Source organism: Spirosoma terrae (assembly GCF_010435915.1).
Classification (GTDB): Bacteria; Bacteroidota; Bacteroidia; order Cytophagales; family Spirosomataceae; genus Spirosoma; species Spirosoma terrae.
In genome coordinates this window covers 94188-111549 of sequence record NZ_JAAFZH010000021.1, presented here as the reverse complement: position 1 = coordinate 111549, position 17362 = coordinate 94188, and the positions used below count along the sequence as shown (strand labels likewise).

The window sequence follows — 17362 nt, the reverse complement described above, 5'->3', positions numbered from 1 at the left end:
TGTATGGTTAGAAACGACGTTACAGAGTTGTAGTTAAGGTTGGAAGTGTCTCCTCTGTCAAATGGCTAAATTGATTTCGCCATTTGGCAATTGCTTCCTGAGGCAAATGAATCGACGTTTTGTAGTCACTATCGATAAAATCAGCAACCCGATCGACTTCCTCCCGACGGATCACGTTTAAATTGGTGTCTCTCCCGATTTCTAATGCGCGGTTATCTACTGCCAGAATTAATGTTCTGTTTCCGTGCTGCAGCGCTCGTACGCCCGCATGTAAACGCGTACCTACGTATTCAATATCTGATTGTTTCAATACTGAATCAAAGGCACTTAGTGAAGGGGCTATAGGAATAAGCCGTTCCTGATGTGCATAATTTAGTTCTTTTAGGTAATCGAGGTCGCGTACGCCCTGAATCCAAACGTATACGTATCGATAATTACTCAGCAGTTGATCCAGCAGCTGTTTATCGTATTGTACATTTTTGTGATAAAACGTGAGCGTAGTGACAACGTCAGTTGCTCGACTCGTTGGAATACTTCGGCAGTGATCGGCTGTCATGTTCCATAAAGTCGGGCAACTGGTATTGAGAACATTAGCGATACCCGACTCTCGCAACTTCTGCTCAGTATATGAATCTCGAACCGCATGTAAATAGTGCTTACTCAATACATTTTTATATAGCCAGCGTGTATATGGGTTTGTGGCGGGCTGGTATTGCCACCAGCCTACACCAAAGAGTATATACCGGTTCTTCAGGAATCTGGCATCCAAGGGCCCAATCTTCCATTGGTAGTAAAAATCCATATTAGAAGAGAGTAGATTAGTTCCGGCCACAAACAAGAGCCTCTCATTGTCTCGTTGCTGTAGTACAGAATCTAATTGTCGATGTAATTGAGACGGGTAATTAGTGAAAAAAGCCTCGGGGAACAGCGAATTTAGATGTTGGGTAACCGCATCTTTTATAATAAAATCTCCCTGATTACTTGTCCCAATAGTGGGGTCCATAACGCCAATTTTTGTGGATGATTGGCTGAGATCATTCAATGGAGTATCTGTCAACAGCTTTTTGAGCGTAATTACCCGGCGTTTGTTGACAGTATATAGATAAGATAGCATGCTCATTTTGACCAGATGTTTTTAGATGTGTTTGTTACAATTTTGTAGCATTGAACGATGCGTAGAGGTAGGAAAAGAGCTATCCACATACAATTCGCTAGAACTACACCAACTGGGCCGAACGCATGACCGAGGTATAATGCTGTCGGTACACTTAGAAGGCTTGTACAAATAGCTGTCATGGTCTGTACACGAAGGGTGCCTACACCATTGATTATGTAAGTAAAAGCGCTACTGATTACCATAAGCGATGTAGCTAAGGCTACGGCTAATAAAAGCGATGAATCAATCGAGACCTGACTGCCTAGCCAGTATTTAAATACGATAGGGGCCAGTATAACCTGAAGTCCTAGACCCAAGCACAATAACAAAGAGTTGAGTATCAATTTTTTTAGAGCAGATCTAATCCAATTATAGTCTTGCTTCACATATGCTTCGGTTACTGCCGACCAAATTGGTGTCAGGACAATTGTCTGAACGATCATCACAACGCTGAAGTAACGTAATGCTACGTTGTATTTGGTAACTGTTTCGTTTCCAAACAACTGGCTGATTACAACGCTATTTGATGTCAGTACAATGGCTGAGGCAATTTGAATAATAAAAAACTGTAAGCTCTTTCCCGCCAGGTTTTTTACTTCGGTAAGATCAATTGCCTGAACAGAAGGGGTTAGTAGAGGGAAACGTCGATATATGTACAGGCTTCCCAGTAAGTAAGCTAGAGGTGGAGCTAGGCTAAAAACTGTTACTAGTTGAATTAAACTGCCGTGATTCGCGGTAGTATATTTAAGCAGTAAGATTCCCGCAATCCCTAAAGTGTTACCAATTAAAATAATAAAATTATCGAGAGAAGCTTGTTGGTTCGCCATGATCACAGCTGTCAATGGCTTAAGAATAAATAATAGGCAAAAAGCTACAAACGATACGATGATTGACCCTAACAGCTCTGATTGACTAACAGTGTGAATATTAAAAAAAGAGGGTAAATTAATCCAGGGTAGAATCAAACCTACGATTAGCATAATAGCGAAGACTATGCTGATTACTAAAGCATATGTAGTACTAATCAACTTCTGTCCATAGGCAATGTTATTAGTAGCTAAAGCCTCAACTAATTTGTTCCGTAGGCCATTGCCTAGTCCAACATCCATTAAATTTATCCAGTTGAGCATAGCGCTCATGGTAATCCAGACTCCGTACCGTTCAGAATCGATGTAATCTATCGACAGGGGTATAATAGCTAGTGTCAATAAGATACTAAGCCCTTTAAACGAGAAAGAGAGCGCAACATTCTTAAGGATATTCCGATCGCGATTTGAAGCTTTTGAGCCAAAAAGAGTCGAAAAGCCTCCTTCTCCAGCTATTTTACTTCCTAGCTTTGTTGATAGGGACGGTAGCATCTTTTAACTATTATTTTCTGGCTTTACCAAGCTTTTTTATCACCCTTAACCATACTGGTGAATGTCCACCAGCAAATTCGAACATCGAGTGGCAGATTACGATTGTAGATGTACCATCGATCGAGCCGAACCCGGTGCTGCATATCTATTAGTCGGGCCGTTTCGCCCCGATAGCCTCGTACCTGTGCTAATCCCGTAATACCAGGTTTTACCGCATAGCGGTACGGATAACCGGGTAGCGTATGCCAATGCTCGGCATCAAGTTGAATCGGGTGTGGACGAGGGCCAACAATACTCATGTCACCACGTAATACGTTGAGCACCTGTGGTAATTCGTCCAGATTACTTTTGCGTAAGAACTTGCCGATACGTGTGACACGCACATCATTTTGGGTCGCCTGCTTAAACTGGGCGTTTTTTTCGTATGTCATTGTACGAAATTTTAAACACCGAAACGGGCGACCATTGCGGCCGGTGCGTAGTTGTATAAACAAGACCGGGCCGGGCGACGACAGACGAATGATCAAGCCAATAACAGGGATTAGCCAAATCAAAATTGAAATAGTTACGATGCCAGCAACGACAATGTCAAACAGACGCTTAATCAAACTATATCCGCGAGCTGCTCTATTCGTAGCGTTACTTTCTGCTGTTAATGATCCGTCAGCTACTGACGTTTCACTGAGTGATGGCAAAGAAAGACCGAGCATATCTTGGGTGGGGTTAACAATACTATTAAATCAGAAATGAGCTTAGCTACGCTGCTTGGGCAACGCTTTTTTGCCGCCATGACCTTCTTCATAGTAGCCGCCATACCCATAGCCGTATCCATAGCCATACTGGTACGAAGTGCCGCCACCTACGCCATTCAGGACCAGATTTAATCGCTGGAATCGATGCTCCCGATACAGATTATCAATCATCCGGATATATGCCTTAGGGGTATGGTCATGACGTACCATGAACATAGTGGCATCAACATGAGGAGCAATAAGCTGAGCATCTGTTACGAGTCCAATTGGCGGTGAGTCCACGATGATATATGCAAAGCGCTCCCGTAACTCTTTAAACAGTTGCTCCAGCGCCGGACTACTTAATAACTCAGCCGGATTAGGTGGTATGGGCCCAGACGTAATGATATGGTAGTTTGGGAAACCCGGAACCGGTTGCAATACTTCATCCAGGGTTGCTTCCTGAATCAGGTAATTGGTGAGTCCCATCCCATTCGGCATATTTAATACCGAATGTATTTTAGGCTTTCTAAGGTCCATTTCCAGAATAACCGTCGGACGGTCGACCAGGGCTAAACTGGCGCCTAGATTCAGCGATAGAAAGGATTTACCCTCGCCACTAATGCTGGATGTAAACATCACGACCTGGCTATCATTGGGGCTGCTACGCAGGAATTGTAGATTGGTACGTAGCGTACGAATTTGTTCGGCCACAACCGAACGCTGACTCGAGACCATCACCAGTGGATCAAGATTGCGAGTCGAAGCGATTTCGCCCAGAATAGGAACCTGTGATACCGACTCAACATCGGAGCGACGACTAACACGGTCGTTTAGGGCATCACGGGCGGCTATTACGCCAATGGGCATCATCAGACCCAACAGTCCAAAGAGCATAAAGATTGTTCCTTTAACAGGCTTAACAGGGTCAGTTTCGCCACGTGGAGGATCGATGGTGCGGCTATCGGCCACTGTTGATGCATAAGAGAGAGCGGTTTCTTCCCGTTTTTCGAGTAGGTACGTATATAGGTTATTTTTGATCGACTGCTGCCGGGTGATGTCTACCAAAGCCCGCTCTTTACGAGGGATAGTGCGAATCTGATTCTCCAACTGTCGATTGGTCGATTTTAACTTCTCCTGTGTACTGACCAGCGTTTGTTTAACATTGCGAACGTTTTCGGTCAGACTTTCTTTTGTGGCTTTGATCTGACTATCCAATGATTGCAGCATTGGGTTGTTAGCAGTGGTGGTCTTGCTCAATTGATCGTGTTGTAACTCCAACTCACTGAGTTTCTGAACCAATCCAATCAGAACAGGGTCGCTAACACTGATGGTCGCAGGAACAACGCCACGGCCTTCTCCTTTACTGTTTACATATCGTTCAATGTCCCGAACTACATCCAATTGAATGTTAGTCTGGTTCAAACGATCATCGTTCTCTTTCACGGTGGATAAAAAGACCTGTGCCTGAGAACTCAAATCGGTTATACCCTCCGCCGATTTATAGGACTCAACTCCTTTTTCAACAGCGGTTAGTTCGCCTGCAATCAGCCGAAGACGCTCTTCGATAAAATTCAGCGTATTAGCCGCAACGATGTTCTTATCAACAATAGCCGCCTGGTTATATTCGCTGATGATCTTGTCCAGAATAGCTTCGCCACGAGTTGGTACCGCATCTTCAAGTGTCATCAATAAGACGGTAGATGCTTTGCTGCTTGGCTCAACAGTAAGACGTTTCATATAACTGTCCACCGTTTTCTGGTGTAGATTCACCCTAACCTGTAGCGGATCTGAACCAACTTTCAGCGGATTTTTGGCAAACACACGAAGTCGTCCATATGGCGTTTGAATACTCTGGTTAACTGGGTATATCTTATCGTTGATGCGAACTTTGGTAGGTGTAACAACACTCACGTCGAGGTCATTCTCGAATAAGTCGTCGTTGGCTTTTTCGACCATCAACCGGAAAGGAGCTTCATCGAAAAGTTCTTCTTTGCGTGTGCTGGTCGGCCTAAAATACTGAACTGTAAGCCCTAAACTATTGACAACTTTGTCCATAATAGCGTAGGATTTCAGGATTTCCATTTCATTTTCAATCACCTTCTTCGGAGTGAAGATGTCCATCTCTTTCAGGATATTATCTTCACTCAAACCCTTCTTGTCGTCTTTGATTAATAAACTGGCGCTTACCCGATAAATGGGTGTCTGGTACAGGATATAGACGTAAGCCGCTCCCGCTGCCAGTAATAATGAAAGAATAAACCATTTCCAGTATTGCACATAACGCATTAAGATCGCCCGAAGAGTTGGCGTATTTTCCGCTTCATATAGTTGGTATGGAGCGTAGGCATAGTTATTCTGAGTCGACATAGGAATGCCTGTTTAGTGGATAAAAGAAAAGTTTAGAATCTGGAAAATATGATGGCTACGAACGAGAGGCCACTTAAGACGATAGGTAAGAGCTGATTGGTCCGGTCGGCACTGGCTGCCCGAACACGACCTGGTTCTACATAAACCACATCGTTTGGATGCAAATGATAGTAGGGCGAGTTAAATAAATCCCGGCGGGTCAGATCGATACGATTGAACGACCGCTTGCCATTTTCTTCCCGGATTAGTAGTACGTTGTCCCGACGTCCGTAAATCGTTACGTCCCCCGACAGACTGAGCGCTTCCAATAAGGTAATTTGCTCGTTGGGAATGGTATAGAGTGACGGACGAGCTACTTCGCCCATGACCGATATCCGGAAGTTCTGGTTTCGGACGTTAACGGTGGGCTCTTTTAGGTATTCTTTCAACGAAGACCGTAGTTGGTCTTTCACTTCAGTAACTGTCTTACCCGTAACGTTCACCTTTCCTAGTAAGGGTAGCTCAATCATACCGGTATTGTCAACGAGATAGCCATTTACAGCCGGTAAGGGAGTGGTGCTGGAAATCGTATTCGTGGCTGGCATCCGTTCAGAAACGGCAAAGGATGCATAAGGGTTAAAAAAAGCAGCTGCCTCTGGGTTTAAACTACTCACCTGAACCGATAACACATCGCCAGGCTGAATCTTGGGAACGTAGCGATTGGCAACGTTTAATGTATCTGCTTTTCCTGCTTCCTGCTGAAAATAAGAAAGATGTTTTGTGGAAACGCAGCTTGTTAACAGTTGGCTACCTACTGCACAACCAAATAAAACCGATCTCAATCGTTGATGGCTTATCACTCTGCTTAGATAGGATGTCATTGGATTAGCTTTTTGTGTATGTATTCAAAAGGTGAAATAGGCCTGGCGTATTACTGGCTTACTCCTATCAGGAGACTCAGGTAAGTACCTTTCATGCATGCCTCTGTTTCATGGATTATGAGGTGATGTACCCATTTATTTTTAAGTAGTATCTTGGCAAATCTAGTATATTTTTTATTTACGAAAATGGAATTACGTAAATTTATTTCTCAGATAGTTATCTATTGGGCCATATGGACGGATTTACTTTGGATTGTTAAATTTTTTGATAAATAAATTATAAGATTGGTTCGCCTTTTTGCTGTTAGATAATGTATTAGGCTATTTTGTAAGGTTTTTGTGGTTATTTATTTGGTATGTTAAGAAAATATGAAATAAAATTTCGAGTATGATCTTCTGGCCGATCTGCCGTTTAATATATAAATGGGTGTAGCTCGATAGTCCATAATGTGAAAGATGCTTGCAAAAGCTATGTATGTATTTTCTTAAATGTTACCTTTATGATTATTTGTTAAATATAAAGAATCGGCCATACAGAAATGAGAAGTTGGATGGCGTTGCTGGTTGGATTTAACGTATCGTTTGTGCTCTTATCCAACGCATCGGGGCAGGATACAATGGCTTTGGCTGGAAGTAGGCATCGGCAGTCGCTGAGCATGCAACTGGGAACCATGGGTGTTGGCTTGTTCTATCAGCGAAAGCTCACTACGTCGGAGCGATGGGTGATTCGGGCGGGTGGACAGTATGCCGCCTACCGAAAACCGATTCGGGTTAAAACCGCGCCGGAATCATACATACAAATCGACCCTGATTTTGTCATCAATATAGCGCAGGTAAGTATGGCCTATTATCCGTTCCGGCGGAGTGCTTTTTTTGTGGTAGGTGGCGCTGGCTATACCTGGCATCCATACATGAACTTTGTGGTTACAGCCAATGACAAGCTGAATCTGGGAGGGCTTGAGTTAACGCCCGAAGACGTGGGAACCGTAGATCTGGGCTTCCGATGGCAGTCGGTTGTTGGTTATTTAGGGATGGGGTTCGGGCAGGCAATTCCCCGGAAACGTATCGGGATTGGTGTCGAACTGGGCGTCTACTATCTGGGGCGTCCCAGCGTGAATCTGGATTACGAGGGATTTCTCGAAACAACCACTATTGACGAACAGGTGCCGGTTGTGGAGCGAAACCTGTCGGGTTATCGCTATTTGCCTGCTATTAATCTGACAATTACTTATAAGCTGCGTGGTCAGCCCTAACCCGTGTTTATGATGACTATTCGCTTTGGCTGTTGTTGTCTAGTAGCACTCCCAGTCGTTCTGTCAACTTGCCAGAATCCGCTGGAAGGCGTTGTACTGAAAATCAAAGACCCCATTCAGCAAGGGGTGGTTGAATGCCGTTTTTATGATCCGGCCGGGAATCCATTGCCCAATGTCAATGAAATTATCATGGCTGGCCCTGATTCGAAACAGGTTGTTACAACATTGAATACCAACCGATTCAGAATCAATGCGGATGGTAATCTGCTGGTTGCGGCTTCTCCTTTAGCGTCCTTAACCGCTCAGACGCCTTTTCGATTCACAACCGTAGTGGCCGCCGAAAATTATCTGACCGTAGTACAGCCGTTTTCATTAACTGGCCCCTCTCGCGTAACGCGCACCATTCGGCGGATTAATCTGCTAAAACCTCCTAAGACATTAACCGCTGCCCGCTCGTTTGGGCAGGCTACGGCAGATGGTACTGTATCGGGAACGTTCGACGTAACAACCGCCGGACAACCGTCTTCAATTGATCAGGCAACGGTATCCATTCGGTCGGGAACCAGATTGACTGATCGGGACGATCAAGCTGTTGGTGGCAAGCTAAAAATGGCCATTATTCATACCAACAATCGGGAAAGCAATCCAACCAGTCAGGTACCGGGAAGCGGAATTATGTCTGCCGTAAACGGAAAAAATGGGAAGTTTTCCTTAGGAACGCTACGTATATCGTCTATAGCGGGCTCTGTAACGTTTGAGGTGTATAACGATACGTATCAACTGGTTAAGAAACTATCGCAGCCCGTTTCTTGGTCGATGGACATCAACCCGGCAACGATCAATCGGAAAACGGGTAAAGCTGTTCAGGCGGGCGATTCGATACCGCTCTATAGTTACGACGCTGTTACGAGTCGATGGCAGGAAGAAACGCCCGGCGTTGTGGTCCGCAACAGCCAAACCGGAACGTTATCATACCAGGCTCAGGCTACTGACGTGGCCGCCTACGTAGCGGCATGGTCCGAATCAATTTGCGACGTAGGGCCGGTATTTAAGGTGGCTAACAGCAAGTTCAGTAATGTCGATGTCAATTACTTGTGTAAACTGATCGATGCTACTACAGGCGTTCAGGTCAGTTCATTCTATGCAAATGTGAATAATAATGCGCTCATTCGAATTTATAATCAATCCCGAGGGCGGACGCTTAAACTGCAGATTTACGATGAAACCGATGCCTGGGGAAAAGGGACGAAAGGCGGGCTGATTGCGGGGTCGGCAGTCGGTACTACGTGCGATCAAACCCCCGTTGCCATTAATTTGAGTTCGTTGCCCGTACCGCCGGTTATGAAGCTGGAGTTTAATTTCTCCTGCCCGGCGGGGATGAAACTGGATGAAGCCTCGTTGCCTGCCGAAATACGAACGCAGTATAGCGAGCCGGGCAAAGAAGCCTGGCGCGATCTGATAACGGCCACCCGAACGCAGCGAAAGGTGTCATCGTATAAATTGAAAGTTGGCCGGAAATATGATTTTCGGGCTAGTACCGACGGTGGAGCCTCGTGGCCGCTACGTCAGAATGATTATCTGGTCGATAAGCCCGAATGGGTACTGAAAATTAAAATGGAATCATACTGTAAATGACCTGAAAACTGCATTTTTGACTTTCATCGCGTAACTTTCGGCCTCCTTGGATAGGATGTGTACGGCCGCTGTTTTATAGGTCTGAGAATCATTGGTTTTGCCAATCGACCAATTGGCTTGTAATGCTGAAAGAAACAGAGACAGAAAGCCAGAAGCCTGTTGTTTAGCCATTAATTTTTTTCGTTCATGCAATTACTCCTTCACCGCGTCGATTTACGGTTAAAACATACATTTACCATCGCTCACGATAGTCGGGATGTGCAGCCGACGCTGATTGTTGAACTACGTGATGGCGACTACCGGGGATTTGGGGAGGCAACGGCTACACGCTATTACGGCATTACGATGGAGGGAATGGTAGCGGCTTTAGAAGCGCTACGTAGTCATATTGAAACCTATATCATTACCGATCCCGAAGCCTTTTGGGCAGCTATGCGTCCTCATCTGGCCAACAATCCGTTTGCGCTTTGTGCGCTGGATCAGGCGGCCTGGGACCTCTGGGCGAAGAAGCAGAAACAACCACTTTATAAACTCTGGAATCTTGATCCGGCAAACAGTCCGCTGACCAATTATACCATTGGGCTTGATACACCCGAGCGAATGGTTGAAAAAATGCAGGAACTGCCCTGGCCATTATATAAAATTAAGCTGGGTCGGCCTGAAACCGATCTGTCCGTTGTTCGGGCACTTCGGGCTCATACAGACGCTTTGTTTCGGGTCGATGCGAATTGTGGATGGTCGGTTGACGATACTTTGGTAAAGTCGCGCGTGCTGGCCGATCTAAACGTTGAGTTTATTGAACAGCCATTGCCTGCTGGCGACTGGGAAGGCGCAAAAACAGTTTACGAACAGACCGCTTTGCCCATCATTGCCGATGAAAGTTGCATTGTTGAAGAGGACGTAGCGCGGTGTGCAGGTTATTTTCACGGAATCAATATAAAACTGACCAAATGCGGAGGGTTGACTCCAGCCCGGCGTATGATTACGCAGGCCCGCGACCTGGGGCTGCGCGTTATGGTTGGTTGTATGACCGAGTCGAGCGTTGGTATTTCGGCGATTGCTCAACTGCTGCCGCTGCTCGATTACGCTGATCTGGATGGCTCCCTGCTGATTGCCAATGACCCGGCAACGGGCGTTACGTTCGATTATGGACGTATCATCTACGCCGATGAAAATGGTACGGGCGCCCGTCTGCTTGATCCAGCTTCCTGATTCGGCCGGTTGCTACCTAGGAAGGGGAGCCGTTCTTTGAGCGATAATCAATCTTACCGAATTTTACTACTATATCGCTTTACTGATGGAAAGTAATGTGATTCAGCCAATGAATCGCTATACTCCTTGTATTTAAAAGCACAGCGCATAGTTTTATAAAATGATCGACATATTTACGATTAACAGCCTTCCTGACCGCTCTATCAGCCACGAAGGCCGAGACTATTTATTTTTCAGTGGGACCGCTTATCTGGGGCTTCAGCAAAATCCCGGTTTTCAGCAGTTGTTGGTCGAGAGTATCGGGCGCTACGGTACTGTGTTTGGAAGTTCACGGAACGGCAATTTACGAATCGGTGTGTACGAGGAAGCCGAAGCAAAGCTAGCGACCTGGGTAGGGACCGAGTCGGCGTTGACGGTGTCGTCTGGTATGATGGCCGGGCAACTAGTCGTAAACTGGTTACAGGCCCAAAGCGTAGTATGTCTTCATGGACCTGGTGCGCACCCAGCCATCTGGACGAGCCCAAACATGACTACGCCATCAACTGATTTTGCCGACTGGGCAGCTCAATTACCCGAGCAACTAAAAACACTACCTACCGGGCCCATTGCCATACTGGTCAATTCGATAGAAGCCGTTCGTTCAGAATATTACGCTTTTGACTGGGTTAACAATCTACCCGATGACCGGCTAATTACGCTCGTTGTCGACGATTCACACGGGCTGGGCGTGCTGAATAAGGGTCGCGGTATCTGGCCGCAGCTGCCGAAAAAACCAAATGTTACGTTACTGGTAACGGCTTCGCTGGCCAAAGCGATGGGATTGCCGGGCGGTGTTGTTTTGGGGGATACCGCTAGTATCCAGGCGTTACGTAGTACCGCCTTTTTTGGCGCCTGCTCACCAATTCCGCCTGCTTATCTTGACGCCTATCTACGGGCTGATGCATATTATACAGAAGGCCGCGAGCGGTTAACGCAAAACCTGATACTGGCGGAAAAACTGCTGTCGCCAACGGGCCTGTTTAATCAGGCAAAAGGGTACCCTGTATTTTTTACGAAGCAGGATGATCTGTATTCTTATTTGCTGGAGAAAGGCATATTTATCTACTCGTTTGCCTATCCGACGGCTTCAGATAGGGCTAACTCCCGGATCGTAATCAGTGCGTTTCATGAGTTTGCCGATATTCAGACGCTGGCCGAAACGATCTATACGTATTGTTTTTGAGTACAGTATAACTGCTAATTAACAGCCCGAAAGCGTTAAACTTTTGGGCTGTTATGATTTATAGGGTGTTTGAGGTGCCACAATGAGGAGACGTTTGACGTATCAGTCAGAAAACGACTGCTCATGAAAAAACACTATGCACTTTTCCTCGTTCTGGCATCGATTATTGCTGCCTGTAGTAAAAGTAATGACGTAGCACCTGATCCGGGAACCCAGGTGGCCGGTACGTATGAGATGACTAATATTCGCTACGACTCTGCGGGAATCACGCTATACAATTATCCACTACCCTTAACGGTCGGTTCTGAATCATTGTCTGGAACGATAGTGGCCCGACGCGATTCTGCCTCAGTTGTCTACGCAACCTATACCATCAAACAGACGGGCGAATCGGATTTTACGGATGCATTCGGCCAGTTAAAAATCCAGGGTAGCGCGGCTCCGTTCGACCTGTATTACCAGACAACCAAAGTCGGCACTGCTGACGGAAAAAACTTTACGGTCGATTATTCCTTCACCGATGGTCAGGGTATTACGTATCGGCAAGTATTTAGCGGCACAAAAAGTCAGGGCAATTAATGGAGTCGTTGTGACGATACGTAGCATCGTCACAACGAATTTCGGGCTATTTCAGACTTTCCAGAAAGGTCAGGCTGGCTGGTACCTGTTCCATCGAGCGCGACGATTCGTCTTCGATGAAGAAATGCTTTACGCCTGATTTTTTAGCCTGTTTCATGATCCCGGCAATACCCACATCGCCCTGGCCAAGCGTTACGTTGGATTCTATGTCCGAGTGGCCCGTATTGGTGTCGGGGGTTCCGGGCTTTCGATCTTTGAGGTGCATTAGAAGGAACCGTTTCGGATACTTTTGCAGCAGAGCAACGGGATTATAGCCGGGAGCTTTGACCCAAAATACGTCCATTTCAAAGTTAACGTACTTTGGGTTTAGGTTTGCCGCCAGATAGTCGAAGAACGTACCATTTTCGTACGTCTGAAATTCGTAGCCGTGGGTGTGGTAACAGAACGTAATGCCATTATCAGCCAATAATCGTCCGGCGGTATTAAATACATCAATGGCCTGGTCGGCGTCCTGAATCCTGAACATATCGCCGGGATGAGGAATCCAGGCGCACGTTACGTATTTAGCACCGAGTGCTTTCGCTTCGGCCAGAATTTTTGGGACATTACTATCCAGATCCTCGAAGCTGGCCCCCGTACTGATGGCTTTGATCCCATTCTGATCCAGGAGTTTGCGGAAATCAGTCAGACTTAATCCGTAGGTTCCGGCAATCTCGGCTTCGCGGAAACCCATCTGTTTCACTTTCGCCATCGTACCCGGCACATCTTTCGCAAACTGGTCGCGAAAGCTATACAACTGTATGCCGACAGGGGCCGCTTTCTGTGCCAAAGCAGCAAAACTGACGAAAAGCCCGACAAATAAGAAGGTTAGTTTTGAGGTCATGGCGTTGTGGGTTTAGGAGGTAGGGTTATCGACCGGTTTGGGTTGTAAAGGTGCTCTCGAAAATTTTATCGGCGTTCCCTGTTTCAAACCCTTCGCGTCGATGCTGGCGGCCAATCTGGTCAGCGGGCAAGTCGCGGAATGGAGGCAGTACTCGTCGCTCGGCGAACTCTACGTACGAACCCGCAATTCGGAACACATCACCACCGGCAAATTCAGCATCGATCATCTGAGCTACTGTTGAGGCTTGTCGGAGATCGCCGTCTGGACTAACCTTAATGGTGCCGCCGGCCGAGTTAAGCTTAAAGCCGTTCCGTTCCAGAAAAGCAACAAATTCGTCGATGGTATTATAGCCCGGTTTCAGGTTATGAACGCTGATGGTAAAATGGTTCAGATAATACCGGTTATAAATCACCCAGGCGGCATATTCGCTCTCTTTCAGCAGCGTTTGGTAATCGGACAGGGTAGGGGTGGTCCAGAGCGGTTGATGCAGAAATTGGTCTACGGCGTTGGCGTCGTCCAGATCCAGCGCGTCGACCGGGTCGCTCGTCACTGTATCTGTATAGCGATGGATGATTCGTTGCGCTTCTTCCGATAGCTCATCAACGCGCAGCTCACTGGCAAAAATACGCGGATAGTGCGGAGCGGGTGGCGCATACCAGTAAGCCGTTAGTTTTTTCTCAATGAAATTGTATTCGTCCCGTTTTTCGTACCCGTAATGCAGGAATATTTTTTCGAACGACGCAATGCCCAGATTCGGTACACCCATGGTTCGGAAGGCAATATGGTCGTTTTCGATGTCGCTGGCCGATTGAATAATACCATCGTCAATCATAGCGTCGATAACGTGCTGTACGTCGGGAACCCGCTCGCTATAGCGGCTCATCAACCCGGCCAGAACACCATCAAGCGTTTGAGTATGAGTAGGTTTGTTGGGAGAAGAAGTCATCGTTGTAGAGTTTTGTTACGTTGCTGCTGATACGTTACTGGTTGCTCGCCACTGGCTTTGGGCTACTAGCACCTCTTTGCCCGAAAGAGGATGTTCAATCCGATGAGATAACGTAGCACCGCTACTGGCTTGCGATAAAACCAGAAGCTGATCGCCCCAGTGCGTTTCCGTACGGTAAACTAAATCAATTTCAGCTAATTCCAGCGTTTCGAGCCGATTTCTGTTGATGCTTTCGAGTAACCAGCCAACATAAGCGACATTATTGACGTGCTGATTTTGATCGATGCTTGTCCAGCCAACGGCTATGTCTTTTGTCTCGTGAACAGCTGATAAGTCTAGTTGAATGTCTGGTTTAAGGTTCAGTTTGGGCATTGGCTCAATACCGGTTGGTACGTGAAGCGCACGAATGAATGCCGGTAACGCTACCATGGAGCGTTTGGTTGTATCGAACACAAGCCAGACACTGGACGCATCGGCCAGTAACGTATCATCGTCGCCCAAAACCTGAAAATCGCGATAGATAAAATACTTTTCCACGAAAGTTGGGTACGTAACGACCCGGATTGTTTGGCCGTAACGTGGATACTGATGGATACGCAGCCGGAAGCGCATCAGCATCCAGCCATACCCATGACGGGCCAGATCGCTGATGCCAATGCCGTAGTCGATAGCGTTTCGATTGGCCGACTCCTGCATAAAATTCATCAGAGCCGTACTGCTCAATCGCCCGAACGCATCACACTCGTACCCTCGAATGGCGTAGGTGTCCGTTTGGATAAAACTCATGAACAAAAAAGACGTTTTGCAAAGATCAGCAGAATGCCGCTTAGTATGATCAATTACGCTTTGCCGAGGCTCGAAGAAAGGTCTTCGGTATCGAGTCGGGCCGGAGCCAAACGGCTCGGTAAATTGTTCTTGATCGGAAGGGTTATGCGAAACGTAGTGCCTTTGCCAATCACTGACTCGACCGTTAGCTGGCCCTTGTGCAGTTCGATAATGCGGTGGGTTAGCGCCAGACCAATGCCATGACCTTGTATGGTCATGGTGTTTTCGGAGCGATAGAATGGCTCGAAAATATGCGGCAGATCGTTGGATGAGATACCGTAGCCTTTGTCGCTGATGGTGAGTTGAACCTGACCCGGCTCAAAAGCAATACGTACCGTAACGCGTTCATCCGGCGAATATTTACACCCATTCTCGATCAGATTCTGGAAAGCTGTCTGTAGCAGCGATTCTTCGCCCACAATCACCAGGTCTTCTTCCTGATCAGGCAGATTTTCGAAATCAATATCGATCTGATAATCGGGATGTTTGTGGGCAATCTGGCTTTGAGCCAGCCACAGCAGTTCATCAATACGGACGGGCTGGTAGTTGAGGGTAGCTACGTCTGAACTGGCTCTGGCCAAATCCAGCAGTCCATTGACGAGACGAATCATATTTTTGACCTCATCCAGCAAGCCATCGAAGGCTGTCTCGTATTCGCTGGTTGAACGAGCCTGAAAACGAGTTACTTCAATTTGCCCCATCATGACCGTCAACGGGGTTCGTAGTTCATGAGAAGCGTGAGAAACGAAGCTTCGTTGCGAAACGAAAGCGACTTCCAGCCGACTGAGTAGTTCGTTAAAGGTACGAGCTAGATTAGCTAGTTCATCACGTTGGCGACCCACCCGAAGGCGTTCGTGAATATTGGTAGCTGAAATAGAATTGACTTGCGCAATAAGCTCTGAAATAGGACGTAGCGCATCGCTGGCAAACAAATAACCCGCCAAACCGACAATAAACAGGCACAGAATCCAGCCGAAAACCAGAATTTGCTGTAACCGCTGGAGTTTACTGAATCCATACCGGTCATTGCCTGACGCAACAATGACAAATGACTCTCCCCGATGCGTTCGATGCCTGACGCCAACGGCTTCTGTATCGCCCTGGCGAAGATAATGGGGCTTTTGGTCGGTTACGGTACGTAAGAAGCCGATACTAACCGGAAAGCGAGGGAGCTGCCTGTCCTGATTATAGAGAACTACACCGCGATTGTTATAAATTGTAATCTGCTCGTTGGTAATAACGGGTAAATCTTCCTGCGGAACTTCGCCTATATCCTCCCGAAGTCGTACGGTTGTTAGTGCTTTTTCCTTTAAACGCTGTTCAAATTCCTGCTGCCGAAACTGATCATAGAGATAATAGACGGATACCGAGAACAGCAGTAAAATTGAAGCGACTACCAGTACAAAGAGCAGGGTCAATCGGGTGCGAATAGTCATAGTTACGCTTGCTGGGTGGATATTAGTGGTTGCGATTAAAGGCAGAAACCGGCATAGAATAACAACCACTACTGGCTAATCACTCTTCTTTGAGCATATATCCCATGCCAATTACCGTATGAATTAGTTTGTGAGGGAAATCTTTATCGACCTTCTTGCGCAGGAAGTTTACGTACACATCGATTACGTTGGTTCCGGTATCGAAATGGATGTCCCACACTTTTTCGGCTATATCAACGCGTGATACAACGCGTCCACGATTACGCATCAGGTACTCCAGCAACCCAAACTCTTTGGCTGTTAGCTCAATCCGTTTATCGCCCCTGCGAGCTACTTTCTCGTTCAGGTCTAATTCAAGGTCGGCTACTTTCAGGATATTAGCCTGCAATCCGGCTTCGCTGCCCCGCTTAGTCAAGGCACGCAAACGAGCCATTAGCTCCCGGAACTCGAATGGTTTCACCAGATAATCGTCGGCTCCTGATTCGAAGCCAGTCAGTTTATCGTCTACTGATCCCATAGCGGTCAGCATCAGAACCGGCGTACTGATTCGCTCTTGTCGTAGCGCCTGTACTACGTCAAAACCATTCATTTTCGGCAGATTAACGTCCATTACAATTACGTCGTACGTATTGCTTAGCGCCATATTCCGCCCTAGTTGGCCGTCAAAAGCGACATCCACTTCACACGATTGTTCCTCTAAACCTTTTTTTACAAACGACGCCAGCTTGGGCTCGTCTTCAACTACCAGAATCTTCATATTAGCAATTAATAGCTCTTTTCAGATGTAAAGCACCAAACCCGGTCAGTGTTTTCTGGAAGGATATCAGCGAAATCGTTTACAGAAAACATACTAAAAATCTGATCGGTGTGGTTTATCCGCGATTCAAATCGCGATG

15 protein-coding genes are annotated in these 17362 nt (G+C 46.7%); 5 read left to right on the top strand and 10 right to left on the bottom strand.

The genetic code is table 11. The features are described from left to right. Positions 1-19 precede the first annotated feature (19 nt). From GK108_RS28765 to GK108_RS28745, 5 genes are all read right to left on the bottom strand, one after another. Complete coding sequence (locus GK108_RS28765; RefSeq protein ID WP_163955045.1) at positions 20-1120, bottom strand: polysaccharide pyruvyl transferase family protein; 1101 nt, start codon at positions 1118-1120, stop codon at positions 20-22. Then, positions 1117-2286: a lipopolysaccharide biosynthesis protein gene (locus tag GK108_RS28760; protein WP_163955044.1), complete on the bottom strand. Its 1170-nt coding sequence runs from the start codon at positions 2284-2286 to the stop codon at positions 1117-1119. The genes GK108_RS28765 and GK108_RS28760 overlap by 4 nt, the downstream gene beginning before the upstream one ends. Positions 2287-2537: 251 nt before the next feature. Next, on the bottom strand, positions 2538-3224 hold the full coding sequence (locus tag GK108_RS28755; RefSeq protein ID WP_163955043.1) for a sugar transferase: 687 nt from the start codon (positions 3222-3224) through the stop codon (positions 2538-2540). Positions 3225-3266: 42 nt separating this feature from the next. Continuing rightward, positions 3267-5615 carry a GumC family protein gene (locus tag GK108_RS28750; protein ID WP_163955042.1) on the bottom strand — a complete coding sequence of 783 codons (2349 nt, stop codon included), beginning with the start codon at positions 5613-5615 and terminating at the stop codon, positions 3267-3269. A 32-nt stretch (positions 5616-5647) separates the two neighbouring features. Next, entirely contained in the window at positions 5648-6436 is a 789-nt protein-coding gene (locus tag GK108_RS28745) for a polysaccharide biosynthesis/export family protein (protein ID WP_246225254.1), read from the bottom strand. A 578-nt stretch (positions 6437-7014) separates the two neighbouring features. Here GK108_RS28745 and GK108_RS28740 point away from each other — a divergent pair. From GK108_RS28740 to GK108_RS28720, 5 genes are all read left to right on the top strand, one after another. After that, positions 7015-7728: a hypothetical protein gene (locus tag GK108_RS28740; RefSeq protein ID WP_246225253.1), complete on the top strand. Its 714-nt coding sequence runs from the start codon at positions 7015-7017 to the stop codon at positions 7726-7728. A gap of 9 nt (positions 7729-7737) precedes the next feature. Further along, positions 7738-9363: a hypothetical protein gene (locus GK108_RS28735; RefSeq protein ID WP_163955040.1), complete on the top strand. Its 1626-nt coding sequence runs from the start codon at positions 7738-7740 to the stop codon at positions 9361-9363. A gap of 186 nt (positions 9364-9549) precedes the next feature. Beyond that, positions 9550-10575, top strand: coding sequence for a dipeptide epimerase (locus tag GK108_RS28730; RefSeq protein ID WP_163955039.1), 1026 nt, complete (start codon positions 9550-9552; stop codon positions 10573-10575). Positions 10576-10735: 160 nt separating this feature from the next. Then, positions 10736-11797 carry an aminotransferase class I/II-fold pyridoxal phosphate-dependent enzyme gene (locus GK108_RS28725; protein ID WP_163955038.1) on the top strand — a complete coding sequence of 354 codons (1062 nt, stop codon included), beginning with the start codon at positions 10736-10738 and terminating at the stop codon, positions 11795-11797. 123 nt (positions 11798-11920) lie between these two features. Further along, the gene (locus GK108_RS28720; protein WP_163955037.1) at positions 11921-12376 is read left to right on the top strand and encodes a hypothetical protein; all 456 of its coding nucleotides are present in this window, start codon (positions 11921-11923) and stop codon (positions 12374-12376) included. Positions 12377-12422: 46 nt separating this feature from the next. On the opposite strand, the gene GK108_RS28715 is transcribed toward GK108_RS28720, so the two are convergent. The 5 genes from GK108_RS28715 to GK108_RS28695 all read right to left on the bottom strand — a co-directional run bounded on the left by GK108_RS28715 (position 12423) and on the right by GK108_RS28695 (position 17223). Beyond that, entirely contained in the window at positions 12423-13259 is an 837-nt protein-coding gene (locus tag GK108_RS28715) for a sugar phosphate isomerase/epimerase family protein (RefSeq protein ID WP_163955036.1), read from the bottom strand. Positions 13260-13284: 25 nt separating this feature from the next. Further along, the gene (locus GK108_RS28710) at positions 13285-14205 is read right to left on the bottom strand and encodes a DUF1338 domain-containing protein (RefSeq protein WP_163955035.1); all 921 of its coding nucleotides are present in this window, start codon (positions 14203-14205) and stop codon (positions 13285-13287) included. A 15-nt stretch (positions 14206-14220) separates the two neighbouring features. Then, positions 14221-14991 carry an acyl-[acyl-carrier-protein] thioesterase gene (locus tag GK108_RS28705; RefSeq protein ID WP_163955034.1) on the bottom strand — a complete coding sequence of 257 codons (771 nt, stop codon included), beginning with the start codon at positions 14989-14991 and terminating at the stop codon, positions 14221-14223. Between the two features lie 53 nt (positions 14992-15044). Further along, positions 15045-16466, bottom strand: coding sequence for a HAMP domain-containing sensor histidine kinase (locus GK108_RS28700; RefSeq protein ID WP_163955033.1), 1422 nt, complete (start codon positions 16464-16466; stop codon positions 15045-15047). A 79-nt stretch (positions 16467-16545) separates the two neighbouring features. After that, positions 16546-17223, bottom strand: a complete 678-nt coding sequence (locus tag GK108_RS28695) for a response regulator (RefSeq protein ID WP_163955032.1) — start codon at positions 17221-17223, stop codon at positions 16546-16548. Positions 17224-17362: the final 139 nt, after the last annotated feature.

Excerpts from the sequence above, each read along its gene's own strand:
- GK108_RS28765 (WP_163955045.1), bottom strand. The coding sequence starts at position 1,120 with ATGAGCATGCTATCTTATCTATATACTGTCAACAAACGCCGGGTAATT.
- GK108_RS28760 (WP_163955044.1), bottom strand. The coding sequence starts at position 2,286 with ATGCTCAACTGGATAAATTTAATGGATGTTGGACTAGGCAATGGCCTA.
- GK108_RS28755 (WP_163955043.1), bottom strand. The coding sequence starts at position 3,224 with ATGCTCGGTCTTTCTTTGCCATCACTCAGTGAAACGTCAGTAGCTGAC.
- GK108_RS28750 (WP_163955042.1), bottom strand. The coding sequence starts at position 5,615 with ATGTCGACTCAGAATAACTATGCCTACGCTCCATACCAACTATATGAA.
- GK108_RS28740 (WP_246225253.1), top strand. The coding sequence starts at position 7,015 with ATGAGAAGTTGGATGGCGTTGCTGGTTGGATTTAACGTATCGTTTGTG.
- GK108_RS28735 (WP_163955040.1), top strand. The coding sequence starts at position 7,738 with ATGATGACTATTCGCTTTGGCTGTTGTTGTCTAGTAGCACTCCCAGTC.
- GK108_RS28730 (WP_163955039.1), top strand. The coding sequence starts at position 9,550 with ATGCAATTACTCCTTCACCGCGTCGATTTACGGTTAAAACATACATTT.
- GK108_RS28725 (WP_163955038.1), top strand. The coding sequence starts at position 10,736 with ATGATCGACATATTTACGATTAACAGCCTTCCTGACCGCTCTATCAGC.
- GK108_RS28720 (WP_163955037.1), top strand. The coding sequence starts at position 11,921 with ATGAAAAAACACTATGCACTTTTCCTCGTTCTGGCATCGATTATTGCT.
- GK108_RS28715 (WP_163955036.1), bottom strand. The coding sequence starts at position 13,259 with ATGACCTCAAAACTAACCTTCTTATTTGTCGGGCTTTTCGTCAGTTTT.
- GK108_RS28710 (WP_163955035.1), bottom strand. The coding sequence starts at position 14,205 with ATGACTTCTTCTCCCAACAAACCTACTCATACTCAAACGCTTGATGGT.
- GK108_RS28705 (WP_163955034.1), bottom strand. The coding sequence starts at position 14,991 with ATGAGTTTTATCCAAACGGACACCTACGCCATTCGAGGGTACGAGTGT.
- GK108_RS28700 (WP_163955033.1), bottom strand. The coding sequence starts at position 16,466 with ATGACTATTCGCACCCGATTGACCCTGCTCTTTGTACTGGTAGTCGCT.
- GK108_RS28695 (WP_163955032.1), bottom strand. The coding sequence starts at position 17,223 with ATGAAGATTCTGGTAGTTGAAGACGAGCCCAAGCTGGCGTCGTTTGTA.